This window comes from Acetobacter fabarum, assembly GCF_029069195.1.
GTDB classification, from domain to species: Bacteria; Pseudomonadota; Alphaproteobacteria; order Acetobacterales; family Acetobacteraceae; genus Acetobacter; species Acetobacter fabarum_A.
In genome coordinates this window covers 79,117-96,332 of the sequence record NZ_JARDYK010000007.1, presented here as the reverse complement: position 1 = coordinate 96,332, position 17,216 = coordinate 79,117, and the positions used below count along the sequence as shown (strand labels likewise).

At 57.2% G+C, this 17,216-nt stretch carries 13 protein-coding genes; 4 read left to right on the top strand and 9 right to left on the bottom strand.

Annotated elements, in window-relative coordinates:
• Positions 1-159: 159 nt before the first annotated feature.
• The 5 genes from PY793_RS09875 to PY793_RS09855 form a co-directional block, all read right to left on the bottom strand.
• Positions 160-2,106 (bottom strand): ParB/RepB/Spo0J family partition protein, encoded by a 1,947-nt coding sequence (locus PY793_RS09875; RefSeq protein ID WP_275177888.1) that lies wholly within the window; start codon positions 2,104-2,106, stop codon positions 160-162.
• 322 nt (positions 2,107-2,428) lie between these two features.
• Positions 2,429-2,758, bottom strand: coding sequence for a hypothetical protein (locus tag PY793_RS09870; protein ID WP_275177887.1), 330 nt, complete (start codon positions 2,756-2,758; stop codon positions 2,429-2,431).
• Positions 2,759-2,990: 232 nt separating this feature from the next.
• The gene (locus tag PY793_RS09865; RefSeq protein WP_275177886.1) at positions 2,991-8,120 is read right to left on the bottom strand and encodes a DEAD/DEAH box helicase family protein; all 5,130 of its coding nucleotides are present in this window, start codon (positions 8,118-8,120) and stop codon (positions 2,991-2,993) included.
• Between the two features lie 208 nt (positions 8,121-8,328).
• Positions 8,329-8,589, bottom strand: a complete 261-nt coding sequence (locus tag PY793_RS09860) for a hypothetical protein (protein WP_275177885.1) — start codon at positions 8,587-8,589, stop codon at positions 8,329-8,331.
• Entirely contained in the window at positions 8,570-9,232 is a 663-nt protein-coding gene (locus tag PY793_RS09855) for a hypothetical protein (protein WP_275177884.1), read from the bottom strand. Before PY793_RS09855 ends, PY793_RS09860 begins: the two co-directional genes overlap by 20 nt.
• A 744-nt stretch (positions 9,233-9,976) precedes the next feature.
• Between PY793_RS09855 and PY793_RS09850 the strand changes: the two genes are divergently transcribed.
• Together PY793_RS09850 and PY793_RS09845 are read left to right on the top strand one after the other, a co-directional pair.
• Positions 9,977-10,624, top strand: coding sequence for a ParA family protein (locus PY793_RS09850; RefSeq protein WP_275177883.1), 648 nt, complete (start codon positions 9,977-9,979; stop codon positions 10,622-10,624).
• A complete protein-coding gene (locus tag PY793_RS09845; RefSeq protein WP_275177882.1) occupies positions 10,621-11,361 on the top strand; it encodes a hypothetical protein in 741 nt (246 codons plus the stop codon). Before PY793_RS09850 ends, PY793_RS09845 begins: the two co-directional genes overlap by 4 nt.
• 41 nt (positions 11,362-11,402) lie before the next feature.
• On the opposite strand, the gene PY793_RS09840 is transcribed toward PY793_RS09845, so the two are convergent.
• On the bottom strand, positions 11,403-12,323 hold the full coding sequence (locus PY793_RS09840; RefSeq protein ID WP_275177881.1) for a replication protein RepA: 921 nt from the start codon (positions 12,321-12,323) through the stop codon (positions 11,403-11,405).
• 404 nt (positions 12,324-12,727) lie between these two features.
• Positions 12,728-13,432, bottom strand: a complete 705-nt coding sequence (locus tag PY793_RS09835; RefSeq protein ID WP_095350465.1) for an IS6 family transposase — start codon at positions 13,430-13,432, stop codon at positions 12,728-12,730.
• A gap of 28 nt (positions 13,433-13,460) precedes the next feature.
• Between PY793_RS09835 and PY793_RS09830 the strand changes: the two genes are divergently transcribed.
• Positions 13,461-14,183 carry a phosphoadenosine phosphosulfate reductase domain-containing protein gene (locus tag PY793_RS09830; RefSeq protein WP_275177880.1) on the top strand — a complete coding sequence of 241 codons (723 nt, stop codon included), beginning with the start codon at positions 13,461-13,463 and terminating at the stop codon, positions 14,181-14,183.
• A 159-nt stretch (positions 14,184-14,342) separates the two neighbouring features.
• On the opposite strand, the gene chrA is transcribed toward PY793_RS09830, so the two are convergent.
• Both chrA and PY793_RS09820 read right to left on the bottom strand, forming a co-directional pair.
• Positions 14,343-15,563: a chromate efflux transporter gene (gene chrA, locus PY793_RS09825; protein WP_039998682.1), complete on the bottom strand. Its 1,221-nt coding sequence runs from the start codon at positions 15,561-15,563 to the stop codon at positions 14,343-14,345.
• Between the two features lie 163 nt (positions 15,564-15,726).
• Entirely contained in the window at positions 15,727-16,332 is a 606-nt protein-coding gene (locus PY793_RS09820) for a cytochrome b (protein WP_007397886.1), read from the bottom strand.
• A gap of 157 nt (positions 16,333-16,489) precedes the next feature.
• Here PY793_RS09820 and PY793_RS09815 point away from each other — a divergent pair, with 157 nt between their 5' ends.
• Positions 16,490-17,185, top strand: a complete 696-nt coding sequence (locus PY793_RS09815; protein ID WP_095350468.1) for a VIT1/CCC1 transporter family protein — start codon at positions 16,490-16,492, stop codon at positions 17,183-17,185.
• Positions 17,186-17,216: the final 31 nt, after the last annotated feature.

Here is a 17,216-nt window from a genome sequence, read left to right as displayed (position 1 = left end):
CCTTTTCTGAATACCTGCTGCCTGCCGGGACGGCGGCCGTGCGCTCAAACGCGGCGCGCAGCGCCGGGAGCGAAGCCCCACCGTTTGAACGCGCGGCCCCGTTCTGGCAGGCGCGCTTTTCGTCTGTGTTTTTGGGTTTTGGTCTTGAACCGACCGCCGTCAGGCGGCGATCCGCACCACCTCAAGATGGCTGTCCAGATGGGCTTTAATCGCGGCCCGCGCTTCCGGATCGGTATCGTCCGGCGACAGGACTTCGCTTGCCTGTTCAAGCAGGGCGGCTTTCAGGTCGGCTGTATCGTTTTCCGCCCCCCCAGACTCAGGGGTCTCGCCTGCGTCAGGGGTTTCCAACGCAATCCTCTCGGCCTCGTTCAGGTCGTATAGCTCACTTTCCGTTCTCCCTTCTTCGGTGGGAAGCAGATGCTCGAATTCGCCGTCCTCCTCATCGTCACCCGCAGGAGACTTATGAGCCTCTAATCTCCATGCCATACGTGCGAGTTTCGCTTTCCAAGCTTCAATCGCCGGCTCGAACCCTGCCTGTTCTGGTACCCAGCGCCCCTCAGGCCCTACATGCGCCATGATAGCGGTGCGCATCTCCTTGCCGGTGTTACGGGGCAGAAGGTTCAGCGCCTTGCCAGCCTCCATGATACCAGGCTTACTGAAGCATTTTAGGAAGTCATCAAAGGCCATGTTGGGCATCTGCGCATCGGCATCGAACAACAGTCCCATCAGCTGGGCCGTTACACCACTACCGCTGTGCTGGCTGGTCGTGCAGTTTGCAACATTCTTGAGAACCGCAACCGCTTCCTGCCGCAGCAATGCCGGGTCACGGATCAGCACCCCTTCGGGGAAGAGAGTAGCCAGAGCAGCGTCACGCTGCCCATAATGCGCATTTTCAGCGGTGTGTACTGAGACATTCTGGCCGCCAAGGGCCAGTAGCAGGGCAGCAACCAGATCCCACGGGTCTACGTCCTCAACAACAGCGTCGAGTGCTGCATGCAACGCCTGCGTACGGATTAGGCCCAGCATCGTCAGACCTGTGCCGGATATGGCTGCTCGCTCTTTAGGCGCAGCAACACTTGCGGGCGCGATGCTGCCCGGGGATGTGGTAACTTCCTGTTCTTCCTCCTCCTTCGGTCGCAACGGGATTTCGTCAATCTTCAGGGTGTTGGGATTGAGGAAGTACCCCATCACATCAGTCTCCTCAGCCTCTATCCAGTGCGGCAGACGGAGATAGCCCTCTGGGGTGGCCGCCCGTTCATACTCGCCCATTTCCAGCTTGACCCCGCCCTCGGGCAGACAATCAGCCAGCCACTGTTCCTGTGCTGCGGCATAAGCTGAACCATCCTCGGTAAAGCGGTTATCCTTCCCACCCTCGGCAAACAGGTCTTCGGTCCAGACCACGCCACAGGCTTTGGCCATGGCCTCATCAAAGCGGGCATCCACCGCCATATAGCGCGTCTGTTTCAGGAACCGGGCAAGATCACGCCAGGGCACAACGTCCTCGGGGTCTTCGGCATTCAGACGATACTCGGCCGGGTCAGCATCGTCCTCGACCATATCCTCAAACATTTCTGCCCATGCCGCGCGCTGCTCTTCCACCGGAGCTGCGGCGATCACCTTCAGATCATTGAAGTCCGGACCACGGCCCATATCGATGGCATGCAGGATCGGTTCGTGCAGACCCGCCAAAAGCGACAGCCGTTTCAGATAGGCAGGTGTAACCATCAGCGCGCGGGCAATCTGTGCGTCTGTATGCGATTTATCGCGGCGGGCCTTATCGACAAAACGCCATTGTTCGCTCTGCGTCATCGCCTCGCGGATGATGTTTTCGGAGCCTGCCGCCAGACCATCCAGTTTTTCGTCCGCGGACGTCACGATAACGTGCATTTCACGCATTTTCGCGAGGACACAAGCGCGACGGCGGCGATGGCCTGCCACGATCATCAACTGGCCGTCGGGCAGTTCGCGCACCAACGGGGCATGCAGAAGCCCCACCACCTTGATATTATGGGCAAGGCGTCGGTCGGCCTCGACATTGGGGGCTGAGGTGCGGGGGTTTTGGGGATTGTCGAGAAGGGTTTTCGGATCGACGACGCGCAGTTCCATGGAGAGGCTCCTGATCATGGGGAAAACTGGCAGGCGATTGCGTCTGAGCTGATCTGCTCTTTTTTCAATCTCCTGATGTTTTCCGCGCGGTCGCAGCTTGGGCGGGCGGGCAAGGCCGCGCCGTCAGGCGCGCACTGCCTGGCGCTTGCGCGCCCGCCCAAGCTGTGGCAGCCGTTCCTGTCTTTTTATATCTTGGTTATGTCTGCTTACGTCTAATTTATGTTTAAACAGTCGCTCCTAGAATAATCATGGCTTACCGATTCAGTCATTTTCACTCCATGGGCTTTTCTGGCCCGCCCTATTCACGAGCAAAATATCTTCTCTAAAACCATAAATAGGGAAAGTAGTCTTTTACGTATTTAAATCCACTTACAAATATTAAAATTATTATAGACCACAAAATAATAGCTAAGGCGCGTACATAGAATACGAGCTTTTTTTGTCCCTCTGTTATTCCGTCATTTTCAGGTTGAGTTATAGTTATATTTCGTGGGTTATATGGAACGCTATCAATATCCATATTTAGGTTTCGGGCTTTTTTCTTAAGGTAACGCATTTGGCTACGTGAAATGGGGTTTATACCCGCTCTGCCCATTCTGGCTTGAATATACAGCCAAAGAGCAAAGAAAAAAACCACCGCAATTATGTGCATTTTTTGTCTCTTACAAATATGTTTACCACTCTATAATATCAACTTCTTATTTCGGGACACCGAACAGAAAATTATTCCTGATACAAACTTTGTTGCCTTGCAATTGTTATTTCCCGTATAAATGATACTGAAGTATTTTATTCATTCCATCCTCATCCTCTTTAACAGCGTGTCATCCATTCCTGTTCCCATTGTGCCGTCCGACGTTGTGGCGCCGGACGGTCCGCGTGGCTCAGGCTGCGTCCCTGAGAGCGTTGGGGGCATCGTCCTCCTCTGTTATGGACGGGATGTCATCATTGGCCGGGGCCTCTTCCTCCCCTCCCCTGCTGGTGGCGGCAAGATCGGCTTCCAGCTCGGCCAGAGCGTTCCGCTTCTCATCGAGCAGCGCCTGATCGCGGAAGGGCGCTCCCAACCGGGCCTGATAGGCGGGCAGCCGTCGTGTAGCCTCATCACGGGTTTTCTGGGTGTCGGCCAGTTCCCCATCAAGACGCAGCACGAGGTTTTCGATGCGCGCGACCAGCCCCAGAGGTTTCGTGTCCTGATCCACGGTAATGTCCACTGTTCCATGCGCAAACGCCACGGACAGCCCCGCCTCAGTCACCACCCTGTCCTCTATGAAGCGCTGTCGGTTAATGGCATCCAGCGTCACGGCAAACCCGCCAATCCGCCCCAGCGTCCACCGACCTTCCTGCGCGTTCCTGACCGCCAGACGGAGCTGGGCCAGCAGGAACGCCCCCGCCTTCTCGCGCTCGGTGATCACACCGCGTTCGGTCTCGAAGCTGAAGGCCTCACCACGCGTGGGCACACGGGCCGCCAGATCAGCCTCGATCAGCGGGATCCGTGCCTGCGCCCATGCGATCTCGCGCTCAGCCTGCTGGACAGCCCGACGCACGGCGAACTGGTCATCGTAATGGGCCGCATAGAGACGTTCGAGCCGAGCGAGCTCTGCCTCCAGACCGGCTTTCTGCATGAGCCGCATATCCCCAGAGGCCAGCGCCTTGGCCATAGCGAACTGGTTGCCATCACTATCCAGATCTTCCACACGCCGGATGGAGCGATCACCAGACATGGCCATCGCGATGAAACGCAGCTTGCGTTCGAGGAGCTGCCAGTTGGTGGCGTCCACCGAGCCTTCCTGCGCATAGGCGTAAATCCGTATTTCGGGGTTCTGGTTGCCCTGGCGCTCGATGCGTCCTTCGCGCTGGATGATGTCGGAGACCAGCCACGGCACATCCAGATGGTGCAGGGCCAGAAGCCGCTGCTGGGCATTGACCCCCGTGCCCATGGTCTGTGTGCTGCCAATCAGGATACGCTTGCGTCCGGCGTTGAGGTCGCCGAACAGACGCTGCTTGGCTTCCGCCTTCTTGTAGTCCTGCATGAAGGCGATCTGCTCGCGCGGCACCCCCATGCGCACCAGCTCGTCACGCATCCACAGATAGGCGGAGAAGCCCCGCTTGCCTTGTGCTCCCACGGTGCCCAGATCGGAGAAAATCATCTGCACCGCACCGGGCAGGGCATAGGGTTGGCCAGTCTCTGGGTTGGTGTACCGGTTCTGCGCACTCTCCTCCCAGATGGCGAAGACGTTGCGGATCATCAGATCGAGCTTGCTGTCCTCCCCCTCCCCTGCCCGGCCCCAGCCGACAAAGCGCAGATCAAGAGCCGCATGACGGGCGTCCCCCATGACGGAGAGCAGGATGTCATCGCCTTTCTGGGGTTTGCCCTTGCGACGCTCGATCGCGGTAATCCGCTCGGCCAGCGTCTTCTGATAGGCACGGAAGCGGGCATGGACTGGTGCCACGACAATCTGGCGGTGCCCACCGCGCACGGCTGGCAAATTAACATAGCGGCGCAGATCGTCCTGCTGGACCACATCGGCGAAGTCACGATAGAGCGCCATGAGGTCGGCGACATTGACGAACTCGGTAAAGCGCGTGACGGGCTTGTAGAGACCACTGGGCTGCAATTCGAGTTCGGTCCGGGTCTCCCCGAAATTGGCGGCCCATGCGTCAAACTCATGCAGCCCACGACTACGCAGGGCATCAAGGGCCATGTAGCGCTGCACCGAATACAACTCGCCCAGTGTGTTGGTGATCGGGCTGCCTGACGCGAGCACCAGCGCGCGACCGGGATTGACCCGCTCCAGATACCGGGCCTTGACGAACAGGTCCCACGCGCGTTGCGAGCCTTCTGGGGCCACCCCCTTGAGATCGCCCTGATTGGTGGCAAAGCTCAGTTTGCGGAACTGCTGGGCCTCGTCCACGAGGATCTGATCAATCCCCAGTTCCCCCAGATGCAGCAGGTCATCCTTGACGCTCGCCAGCCCTTCGAGCTTCGCCTCCATGATTTCCTTCATGTGCTCGATACGCTTGCGCGACAGCCGGTCGTCTTTATCCATGTCGCAGAGCAGCGTGTCATAGGCGTCGATCTGTTCATCGATCATGCCGCGCTCAAAGGCCGCCTCTACGGCAATGAATTTGAAGGCGTCATGGGTGATGATGATCGCATCCCAGTTCCCCGTGGCCGCGCGGGCCAGAAACCGCTGGCGTTTGGCCTTCGCGAAATTCGTCTCATCGGCGACAAGGATTTTGGCAGTCGGATAGAGCATGAGAAACTCACGGGCCATCTGGGCCAGACAATGCCCTGGCACAACGATCATTGCCTTGCTGATCAGCCCCAGCCGTTTCTGCTCCATGACGGCGGCACACATGGAGAAGGTTTTGCCCGACCCCACGGCATGAGCGATGTAGGTGCTGCCCGCGGCGATGATCCGCCAGATCACACGCTTCTGATGTTCGCGCAGGGTGATGACTGTGCTTGCACCGGGCAGACGCAGATGATCGCCGTTGAAGGTGCGTGGCACCAGATTGTTGTAGGTATCGTTATACAGCCGCACCAGCCGGTCAGCCCGCTCAACGTCCTGCCAGACCCAGTTCTGGAACGCCTGACGGATAGCGGTCAGCTTTTCCTTCGCTGCTTCGGTTTCCTGCGTGTTCAGCACCCGGCTGTCGTTGCCGTTGGAATCCTTGATCGTGTCCCAGATTTTTGGCGAGGCCTGCGTGAGCGCGTCTTCGAGCAGTTCACCAGCGTGGCGGCGTTCCGTGCCCCAGACTGACGTCGCTTCGGCCCGCCCAAGAAAAGCACGTTTCTCGACACTCCAGCAGGCCACCTCGGCGGTATGGTGGATGACAGCCTCGACCCCCAATACCTCGCGGGTGAAGGCCATGATGTCGCTCACTGGCAGCCAGGGCGCACCCAGACGGGCGGTAATATCGGATGGTCTCAGATCCTCGGGCTGGGCCCGTTCCAGCGCTGCCGCCGTGCGGGCAAAACGCGGGTCGTTCTGTGCTGCGTCACGGGCTGCCGCAAGTTTGGTGCGCACGGCCCCTGAGAGCAGCTCGTCCGCCGCCACCCACACATCGCTGCCCGGGCACGAGGCCTCGGGATCGAGATAGACGGCCTCGCCCAGTGCGTTCAGGGCTGCCTCTACGGTGCAACCCGTCAGCTCGGCGATGAGGGGCAGATCGACACGCCCCACGTCATGCAGGCAGACCGCCAGCGCGTCATGAGCGGAGTGGATTTCGGGCTCTACCGGCGCATGGATAACACGCTCGGTAAACAGCGGCCCCGGCCGGGCTGTCTGGGTGGCCTCGTCATACTCTTCAATGGAGGAGACCAGCCAGACATCGGGATCATCATAGAACGGCTGAAGGTTGGGCCTGCGGCGGCTTTCGGTTTCTTCGCCCGTGGTCGGGTTCACCCTGACGGTCGTGTTGGTCAGATTGATCGGCCCGAACTGGCGGGTAAAACTCTGCCATGTCTGCCGAAGCCGATGCTGGTGCCGCCCGAAAGGCTGGTTGTCCATCTGGGCGCGCAGTACGGCTTTGGCCGCGTCCCGCACCGGGATCAGGGCTTCAATGATGCGTGCATGTTTCTGGAAGAGGCCTTCTTTCTGGTCCCCCTTACGGATGGGCACCTCCTGACCTGTGCCACCAACGATCTGATGCAGGGTGCGGTTGTGTAGATAGTAGCTGCCTTCCTTCAGATCAGCGCCTGAGGCCGCGGTGCCCACGCGCAGGCCATCCAGTTCGGGCCGCGTAATGCGTTGCTCTACAGGTGGGAGAAACCGGCTCTCGGGGGCAATGCAGGCCAGAGCGTCCGGCAACGCAGCCTGAAGGTCCACGCCCGCCACCGGCAGGCAGCAGTAATCCAGTCCGAACTGGCTGCTCGCCCAACCATGCCGCCCCAGAACCTGAGCGGGATTGTCGAGGAAATAACGGTTGATCCGCAGCGGCCCACGCCCTTCGTCACTGTCGGGTACGGGAGCTGTTTTCAGCCAGATCTGATCGCCTGGCATCTCGCCGATCATGCGCTTGCGGAACACCAGCAGATCGAGCACGACCTCGGTGCCGGCATCGGCACGCATGGCTCCTGCGGGCAGCCGCACGGCGCCCAGCAGGTCAGCCTCTTCGGCGATGTGCTGCCGTGCCTTCTGGTCAGTTTTGTCCAGCGTATGGCGTGACGTCACAAATGCTGCGAAGCCGCCCGGACGCAGGGCACCAACTGAGCGGGCGATAAACCAGTCATGAAGGCTGAACCCCCGCAGCTCACGATGATCCACCGCGTTGACCAGACGGTTGGAGAAGGGGGGATTGCCAATCGCCAGATCATAGGTGGTGGCCAGAGCGGACTTCGTGAAGTCTTCGTGCCTGATCCATTGTTTGGGGAACAGCTTGCGGGCAATCCGCGCGGCAATTCCATCGACCTCAATGCCGGTAAAGGCGATCTGGCCTTCGAGACGATCGGGCCTGAGGGCGATGAACTGGCCAACACCACAGCCGGGTTCCAGAACCGATCCGCCCTGAAAACCCCGTTTCATGAGCATGTCCCACAGCGCAGTCACAATGTATTCCGGAGTAAAATGCGCATACTGGGTGGAGCGGGCGAGGGCGGCATGGTCCGTCTCACTGCAGGCAGCCTCCAGTGCCTTGCCGATGCTCTCCCATCCTGAGCGGTAAGGCTCACCCGCACGGGGGAAGAGAGCGTTGGCCAGTTCACCCGCCCCAAAGCCAATAAACCGGCTCAGCACAGCCTGCTCGTCGGGGGTTGCATTACGGTCTTCGGTCTCAAGCGTTCCCAGGAGCTTAATGGCCGCGATATTATCCCGCGCGCGGTCTTTCCAGCTGGCGGCAAGCCCGCGGGTTCCGCTGAGGCGAAAATCGGTCTGGGGGATGACCAGCAGACTGTCTGAGACGGGGGAGGGGAGGGGGCTGTCTTCGCCTTCAAGCTCACCCCAGAACAGGTCTGCGGCACCGCTGAGGGAGGAAGAAGAGAACAGGCTGAGCTGATCATCGAACAGGGACATGAAAGGCTCCGGACAAACGCCGAACGCCGCCTGCGTCTGGGACGAGGCGGTGTTCGGGAGGATGGGACAACAGCAGGGAAGGGCAGCCTTTTAGTGGGCTTTCACCTATCCCCTGCTCTTTTCTGCAGGGAACGAGACAGTCGCGCGGGCAAGGCCGCGCCGCAGGCGCGCTCGGCTTGGCCTTGAGCGTGCGACCGCCTCGTGCCAGCTATTTTCTTGGTCTTGTGGGTTTGTTCTTTGCTGCGCTTACGCAGTTTCGTCGCGTAATACCTACTGAGGCGTCTCGTTGTCGGATGATCCCTTCGCTGTGTTGGTCCGTCTCGATCTGTTGGGGATGCTCAGTGCTCTCCATCGCTTCGAGAGCCTGGGCTTTCGCGACACTGACTGCTTCCGTGTCACTTCCGGCTTCGATATCGAAACCGTCGTAGGCACGCAGCCAGAAGCCGATCTTAACGCGATAGGCTGGCATTATGCGCCTCCCTCGGCGCGACGTACAAGGACGGCACACGTCGGAGAACTGGCACCCGGTCGTATTCTCTGCCGGACACTGTGGCCATATTGTAGACAGGCGTCTTGTCGAGATACCGAAACGCAAAAAGCAACGCTGCGTGCAAGGGCTCGTGAAACGGATAGAGTTTCCAGACCAGCACGCCATCGCTCTCGGCGGGCGACAAAAACGTGGTCAGTTGATCGATCTGTCGCCTCGTCCAGTCCGTCACGTCATCGGGCTGAACGGTAAGTGCCATCGAACAGGCCATCCCCGCCGCGCCGATGCCATCGGGCGTGAGACTAGACGCAAGGATGTTGCGGCACTTTCGGATGTAGGTTTCCGCCTGCGTACTGGCAGCGCCGGAAAACCGCATCCCGCCACCCTCGCATGAAGCGGCGAACCCTACGATTTCACGCATTACCTGCCAATTCTGGCCAATTCCGATCATGGACCAGGAACGGACGCGCGTGTTGCCGGTGCGGCCTGTATAAAGGTTGTTGTCGCCGCCAAGCTCAAAGAGCACGAGGTGGTCGGCATGAAAGCAATAATCGACAAGATGCCGCCGCAGCATTTCCGCCGGGAAACGCACAGCGACATGATCGTAGACGATACGATAGGACATAGCTCTGCTCCGGCTCAGTAGTGGCTGGTGAGGAGTCCAGACCTGGCGGCTGGCTCGTTACCGTGGAGGGTGGGCAAGGCGCGCCTGTCGAGCGGATAGCCGGAAGGCGGGAACGTCAGGCAACGGAGGACTCCGGCTGCAATGCCGGTAGGGAAGAGGGTTGAGAGCAGGCGAGGCTGAGAACCGAACAGGGACATAAAAGGCTCCGGACAAATACCGAACGCCGCCTGCGTCTGGGACGAGGCGAAGACCGGGGAGGGATGGATCACAGCAGGGACGGGAACTGAGCGCTGTCTCGCGTCAGATTTTCTTCTGCATGCTGTATCACGAACCGGGCCTGAGCGCCGCGCGCAAAGGCGGCGCCTGCGCCGGGATCGGGCTGGCTTCAGACAGACCGACCCACCCTTTGCGCGCGGCGCTCAGGGCTGGTCCTGAATCAGTTTTTATAAGGAAGTCATCTTTGATTTTCCTGCGGTCGAGGTAATTTTAAATTAAATGTTTTTTCTCATTCAGGCAGATGACATAGGAATCAAAGATAGTCAGTTCGAATTAACTTACCGTTCGATGCTAGCAAGCCAAATTGCGCGACTGACATTGCTATTTTTTACACGTGTAAAATTAGTCGTTTTGCCTATCCTTTGCATGGTTACGAGGTAGAAAAAATATATTTTTACACGTGTAAAAACTTGCATACCAACGGGAGAATAATGTACGCATAGCGAAGAATTTCATTAGGAGGCCATTGTGCTCGGGAAAACTATTCTGTTCGCCAGCGTAAAAGGTGGCACATCGAAATCGACGCTTTCTGAATGTATTTCTGTCTGCGCTGCCCGCGATGGCATGAAAGTTTCAGGGGTTGATTTTGACCCTCAAGCAACATTTCGTAACTGGGGGGACGCACGAGCGGCAACACAAAAATCCATCCCGTCGCTCACAAAAATTCCAGTAAAATCCTTATCATTATCGAAGTGGAAGGCTGTTGAAGATTATACTGACGAAAGCGATTTAGTCGTCATTGATACTCCGCCGGCTTTGGAAAATGACGCCGACGCTTTTTTAGGTCTTTCGCAACTCGCTGATGTGGTTCTTGTTCCGACGAGTGCTACACACAACGACATATCTAGTAATGCGCCGTATTTGTTGTCCCTAAAAAAGGCGGGGATTAGAGCTTTCGTCGTTTTTTCGAGAGTGAACAGACAAACTAAAAGCTTCAGAGAGGCTCGTCAGAGAGTTGCTAAATATGCGCGAGTTTTACCTGTGGAAATTCCGATCGCTGAGGATATGCACATTCATAATCATGGTGGATTGACGTCCGTTGATATTAAAGATGCGAGAGGGTCTAAGGACGTCGAGCTACTTTGGGATCTAATTAAGCACGAGATGGACTTATGAACGTAAAAATCTCAAAATCGCAGGCGAATAGAATTGCGTTGCGTGACGAGCCTCTGACTCAAGAACGTCAGGCGGCGCTCATGGCTGCAGATATTAGAAGTTCTGCCCAGAATGAATTACTCGAAATAGATGAAGCCCTATTAAACACCCTTAACGAAGTTTTTGGTGAAACGGAGCTTATGAGTGATCAAAAACGTCTTCAGACGATTGTCACTCAGAGAAAAATTATCTATCGAAATTTCGCACGAGCAGGGCACGCAGCCTTAGCTATGGGGAACGCGCTACTTGACATGGATGCGTCGCTCACTATTGGCGAACGAGAAAAACTCAAGCAAAGTGCCGATAAAATATTACCGTTCGGTGATACGGTGGCTTCAATGCTGAGGAGTGTTGCTCGTTTTGTGCAGACAGGGAAAGTTGCAGAAAACGATCTGCCAGCAAGTTATTCGGCAGCATACGTTCTGACGAATATGACAGACCCGGAACTCGATACCGCAAAAGAAGAGGGTTTAGTTCGGCCAGAAATTGGCCGAAGGAAACTGTTAAATTTTCGTAAAGATTATCGAGAGCGGACCGCCCCCAAAAAAGGGGAAAATGAGGCAATAGACCTAGAAAAACTAGAGAGCAAAAGGGATAAACTTCTCAATAAGCGAAAAAAACTTGCACTAGAATATTTTAAGTTGAGTCGTGAATTCCGTGAAATTCAAAAAGTTATACAGGCGATAAAAGGGCACTAATTTGGGTGTGAACTTTTAGGGCTCTTCACGCCTCATAAAACCTATTTTGTTATGGGCTTTATGAGGCGTGTGGTCTTTTGGGGCACTGGAGGTTTAGAGGCGTGTAAGATTAGGCCAACTTCTGTGGGAGTAACTTTTGCGTCAGGATAAACAGCCAAAGCTATTTTCAAACTCTCTAGAAAATTCTCTCTAAATTTCCTCAGTCGAGCATAACTTCGTCCGAATTGAGCATACAAAGATTTCCAAGTTATTTGGCAATCGCCAGTTAGCACATGTAAACGATAGGCGAGCCAACAATAAATATCTAATGCTTGGCTATTATTTGCTATGGCGCGAATTGCTGCATCTTGTAGCGGAACCGGATGTTTTTTTAACTGTTCAAAAAAACCTTCAGATAATTTAACAGTTTCTAATAGCCCCCCATTTTCATGGTGCATAAATAGCGCTGTATCAACAATGTTCTGATTCACAAATCCCGTCTGATTGCCTTTGGCGATTTGGAATGTCATTCTACACCGTGAGAGCCTTAGGGCTTGTTCACGTACATCTTTCATACTCTTTCCGCCAACAGAGACGCCTAATTTTTGAAGCCATCCTCGTAGGCTACGTCCAAGTGCAATTTCGCGGCTGTTTGTTTTAAGGGCCTCTGTTTGTAAATAGAGTAATATTAAACGGGCTCTGGACCCATAGGGAACTCCAATCCGGATTACGCCATCATCGGTAGCAACAGATCCAGGTTCAACCATTAGTTTAAGATGTTCTGTTTCAATAAGCCATATTTGGTCATCTGGTTGTTTTCGGTGTGGTAGAGCAGCTTGACACCATCCACTAAAGAGAAAACCAACACCGCTCTGTTCGTCCGACATGAAGTCGTAAGCAACTTCCACCTCTTTCCTATCATCTGAAAGAGCTAGCGCACCTTGGCGACCATGATCTTCGATAAGGCGGTGAATTCGTCCCATGGGCTTATTGATACGCTCTATGGGGTTCCAAGTCTCTGAGGACTTTTAGGGCGGAAAGCTATTTGTAAAGATATTAGAAGATTATAATAGTTTGAGCCCCAAAAGTCCCTAGCATAAAACGCACAACCCATTGAAAAAAAAGATTTCTTAAAAACGTGGCGCGCCCCAAAAGTTCCCGCTGGAGCCCCAAAAGTTCTCAACGAAATTGTTGGAGATACTACGCTCAGGCCGCCCTAAAAGTTCATAGATGCCGAGTCCATTAGGTCGACGATGGTTTAGACGTTCATGCGGATGTGAGGATAAGTAAAAAACGAGGACTTTTAGGGCGTGCAGCAAGCCATGGTCACAAGCCGGAGCTGTCACGTTAACTGTAGTGTGTTGAGTAACGCTCTGCCGTGAAGTTTTCAGGCTGTCAGCTGGGTGGCCTTGTTCCATTGGGCGAAGGCGCGGATACGATGGATGTGACGGTCCAGGGCGTTGTGGATGGAGGCTGGCGGGACGAAGAGGTTGCGGACCGCGGAGAAGACGGAGACGAAGCGCTGGCAGCCTCCGGGAGAGCGGAATTTCTGCATGACCCGTTCGCGTTTTCGCAGTGGCAGATGACTGTTCTCCGCCCTGTTGTTCAGTCCCTTGTGGGACAGATGCCTGAACGTGAGCTTCAGTTTCCGTCTGGCCGCACCGTAGGATCCCAGTTTGTCGGTGACCATGCGCGCGGGCCGGATACCCTGCTTTTTCAGCAGCCGCGTCAGCAGACGCCGGGCGGCTTTGGTGTTCCTGCGGCTCTGCAGGATCTCGTCAAGGATATAGCCATCCTGATCAACGGCGCGCCACAGCCAATGTGGCTGACCATGGATCACGATCTGGACCTCGTCGAGATGCCAGATATCACCGGCTCTGGCGGCCTTACGGCGCAGCGAGCGGGCAAAGGCCGCGCCGAACTTCTGGCTCCAGCGACGGATCGTTTCATACGACACAATGAGACCGCGTTCGAGCAGCATCTCCTCAATCAGGCGGAAACTCAGCGGAAACCGGAAATACAGCCATACCGCATGCGCGATCACTTCGCGTGGAAAACGATGCCTTTTGTAGCTCACAACCTCTTTGCTCATCACTCCTCTCTATCACACTACAGGTAACGTGACAGCTCCGCGCGATGGTGTGCCCACCGCCGCCGTGCTGTGCGAGACCCCCACAGGGCTGGTGCGCCGTGGCGGTGCAGGCCCAGTCGGTACCCGCCTGCGCTTTCCGCAGGTGAGTGCCAGCCTCAGCACACGCTATTGCAGTGCGACCGCCAAGATCGATGTGGCCGACATGGCCTTGAGGGGTCAGGACCGCTTTCTGGGAAGCCGGACGCTGTTTGTGACCGGGGAGCGGGCCGAGGAAAGCCCGAACCGGTCCCGTTACGCGGTGTTTGGACCACATCGCACCGACACACGCGACAGTCAGCGCAGGCGTCGGCATGTTGACCACTACAGGCCCGTACACGCATGGAGCGAAGCAGAAATCTGGGCCATCCTGCAAAGATATGGTGTTATTCCGGCACTCCCTTACCAGCTCGGTTTCGGGCGGCTTTCCTGCGCGTTATGCGTGTTCATGAGTGTGGATCAGGCAGCAACCCTGCGCCACATCATGCCCGAGCGTTTCGCCGCACTGGCTTCGCTGGAGCGGCAGTTTGGCTGTACCATGAAACGTGAATGCGACCTGAACCAGTATGCCGACAGGGGAACAGTCTATACAGCGACACTGGCCCGGCCGGATCTGGTGGCCCGCGCACTGGACCATCAGTGGCACGGGCCGGTTGTGACCTCACGATGGAGGATGCCCGCCGGAGCGTTTGGGGAAAGTGCGGGGCCGGGGTAGGCTGCTATGGGGGGGGTAAACTGCCTGTCCGTTTTCTGGCTGACTTACACAGGAAACGGCCGAAACATGGCCCTTATAACGACGCGCCATTATTGAAGTGTGCGTTGAAAAACGGTATGGCGATCACGCGTCGATGCACGTCGCTGACTGAACATTTCATTATGCCGCCTGCCCAATGACGACCCCTCCCAGCGCGCTGATACCGACTACCACCAGGGGTGGCGCCCGCCAGACGGTCAGCAGGACGAAACCGACCAGCACGATCCCGAAATCCGCCGCCGACCTGACCGCGCTCGTCCAGACCGGTGTATAGAGCGCCGCCCCCAGCAGGCCCACGACCGCTGCGTTGACGCCGCGCATCGTCGCCTGAACGGCCCGCTGGCTGCGGAAGGTGTCCCAGAAGGGCAAAGCTCCGATCAGGACCAGGATGCCCGGCAGAAAGATGCCGAAAAGACCGAAAGCGGCACCGGCAACACCGTGGGGAGATTGCCCGACGACCGCGCCGAGATAGGCCGCGAACGTGAAAAGCGGCCCCGGAACCGCCTGTGCCGCGCCATAACCGGCGAGAAAGGTGTCGTCGCTGACCCAGCCCGATGTCACGAAAGCCTCGTGCAGCAAGGGCAGCACGACATGACCGCCACCGAACACGAGCGCGCCTGACCGGTAGAAGGCGTCGAACAGGGAAACGCCCTCTGGTGCGCCATGGCAGGCGAGAACGGGCAGACCGAAGAGCAACGCCAGAAAGAGAGCCAGTGCGACGATCCCTGCACGATGCGATACGGGCACTGTAATATGCTCGCCATCTGACGTCTGCACAGAGCGGCAAAGCCACAAGCCGGCGAGGCCCCCGAGAACGATGGCCGCGATCTGGGCAAGCGGTGAGATGGCGAACAGAACGATGAGCGCGGCCGTGACCGCGATCGAAGCTCGCGTCCGGTCCGGACACAGCGTGCGCGCCATGCCCCATACGGCCTGTGCGACGATGGCGACGGCGACGAGTTTCAGTCCATGCAGAAGGCCTGCACCAGTCGGGCCGGCAAGCGCGTTCGCGCCATAGGCGAAGAGGACCAGTATAAGTGCCGAAGGCAGGGTGAACCCCGCCCACGCCGCAAGACCGCCTGCATAACCGGCCCGCATCAGGCCAATGGAAAATCCCACCTGGCTGCTCGCGGGACCGGGCAGGAACTGACACAGTCCGACGAGATCGGCATAGGCGCGCTCATTGAGCCACCGGCGTCGGACGACGAATTCGTCCCGGAAATACCCGATATGCGCGATCGGCCCGCCGAAGCAGGTGACGCCCAGCCTGAGAAAGATGAGGAGCACCTCAAGAGCCGACCCCGGTCTTTCTGGTCCCACGCCACGCGGCACGATCGTCATTGGGTCGTTACTTTCTTATTTTCCCGTTCGACAGGAGACAATTCCCATGAACCGGCATTCATGTGGAGCTGCTGATGACAACAAAAAATCATCACTTCTGGCTTGTTGGCGGCCCAGCATCACGGTGTGCCCAGTCATACAATCAGACAGGATACTGACCGCCTCACTGACGGAGCAAGAAACACTGCGGCAACATGCGCCCGAGAACTTTGTCCTTCAGGACGAACTGATGAAAAAGCGCCGCCGCGCCATGGCCTGTCGCAAAGCCCATGATCAGCCAGGCGTTCCACTCATGCAGCGTGTGAAGCCACGTCACGGTTTCCGCCGGGAACCGTGCAAACGGGGATGGGATCAGAAGGCCGAAAAAACTCATCGTCTGCCCGGCACCCCATCGCCAGAAGTAGCCCAGCAAAATTTCCGCCAGAAGCAGCCCATAGAGTGTGTACTCCGCCCCGAGAGCGCATACCCGGTCCACTGGACGGAGAAGGTCCGACAGATGCCGGCCTTTCGTCAGACGCCAGACTATGCGGAACGCCATGATCACCGTCAGCAGGATACCGACGGTCAGATGCGCGACGACCATCAGATGATGGACGGGTTTTGCCGGCCAGTTCCAGGTTTCGCCAAGAGCAAACTGAAGCAGCACCAGAAAGGCGGTGGTCCAGTGAAGGACGATCGTCGGCCTGTCGTAGCGCAGGGTGTCGGTAATGTCCGGCGTTGAACAAGGCATATGCGTCTCGGTGAAAAGGAACCCTGGATTCACTTCCATATCATGCTTACCTGACAGGATTCTGAACAGAGAATATTTTACGAAAATATAAATACTATTGAAAATAGCTCGCAATATCAGAATAAAATGCCTATTGCCGTGGCAAAAACAGGGGCCTAAATCTGGTTTGTATTTATCAGAAGCAACAGGTCACCTTATGTCGCGTCTCCATCCTCTGGCCGAACGCCATGCCGTCGAGAAACTGGGATGGCTGCGTGCGGCCGTTCTCGGCGCCAATGACGGAACGCTGTCGACCGGCAGCCTCATCGTCGGCGTTGCCAGCTCTCATGCGACACGCGGCAGCATTCTTGTCGCGGGACTGTCTGCGCTTGTCGCGGGCGCCCTGTCCATGGCGGCTGGCGAGTATGTCTCGGTCAGTTCCCAGGCCGATTCCGAACACGCCGACATCGCCCGCGAAAAACAGGAGCTGGCCACGGACTGGGAGGGGGAAGTCACCGAACTGGCTGGGATCTATCAGAAGAGAGGACTGGATGGAGACCTCTCGCGCAAGGTCGCCGTCGCCCTCATGAAGCATGATGCACTCGGCGCCCATGCCAGGGATGAACTGGGTCTGTCCGAGACCACGGCGGCAAGACCCATACAGGCGGCATTCGCCTCGGCAACCGCCTTTTCATCCGGAGCCTTGCTGCCCGTGCTCGCGGCGGTTCTGACCCCTGTGGCATGGGTGTCCTGGGGCGTGTCCCTGACGTCCGTCGTGGTTCTCGCTGTTCTGGGCGTCGTTGGCGCCATTGCCGGCGGTGCGGCGCCTTTGCGTCCAGCACTGCGTGTGACGTTCTGGGGTATTGTTGCGATGATCGTCACGGGCGGAATCGGCCGCCTGTTCGGCGTGTGACACCGTATTCCAGGTTTTGAACGAGGCATGT

Coding starts and splice junctions, on each gene's coding strand:
- PY793_RS09820 (WP_007397886.1), bottom strand. CDS start 16,332: ATGGAAGTGAATCCAGGGTTCCTTTTCACCGAGACGCATATGCCTTGT.
- chrA (WP_039998682.1), bottom strand. CDS start 15,563: ATGACGATCGTGCCGCGTGGCGTGGGACCAGAAAGACCGGGGTCGGCT.
- PY793_RS09855 (WP_275177884.1), bottom strand. CDS start 9,232: ATGTCCTATCGTATCGTCTACGATCATGTCGCTGTGCGTTTCCCGGCG.
- PY793_RS09870 (WP_275177887.1), bottom strand. CDS start 2,758: ATGCACATAATTGCGGTGGTTTTTTTCTTTGCTCTTTGGCTGTATATT.
- PY793_RS09845 (WP_275177882.1), top strand. CDS start 10,621: ATGAACGTAAAAATCTCAAAATCGCAGGCGAATAGAATTGCGTTGCGT.
- PY793_RS09875 (WP_275177888.1), bottom strand. CDS start 2,106: ATGGAACTGCGCGTCGTCGATCCGAAAACCCTTCTCGACAATCCCCAA.
- PY793_RS09815 (WP_095350468.1), top strand. CDS start 16,490: ATGTCGCGTCTCCATCCTCTGGCCGAACGCCATGCCGTCGAGAAACTG.
- PY793_RS09860 (WP_275177885.1), bottom strand. CDS start 8,589: ATGCCAGCCTATCGCGTTAAGATCGGCTTCTGGCTGCGTGCCTACGAC.
- PY793_RS09840 (WP_275177881.1), bottom strand. CDS start 12,323: ATGGGACGAATTCACCGCCTTATCGAAGATCATGGTCGCCAAGGTGCG.
- PY793_RS09835 (WP_095350465.1), bottom strand. CDS start 13,432: ATGAGCAAAGAGGTTGTGAGCTACAAAAGGCATCGTTTTCCACGCGAA.
- PY793_RS09865 (WP_275177886.1), bottom strand. CDS start 8,120: ATGTCCCTGTTCGATGATCAGCTCAGCCTGTTCTCTTCTTCCTCCCTC.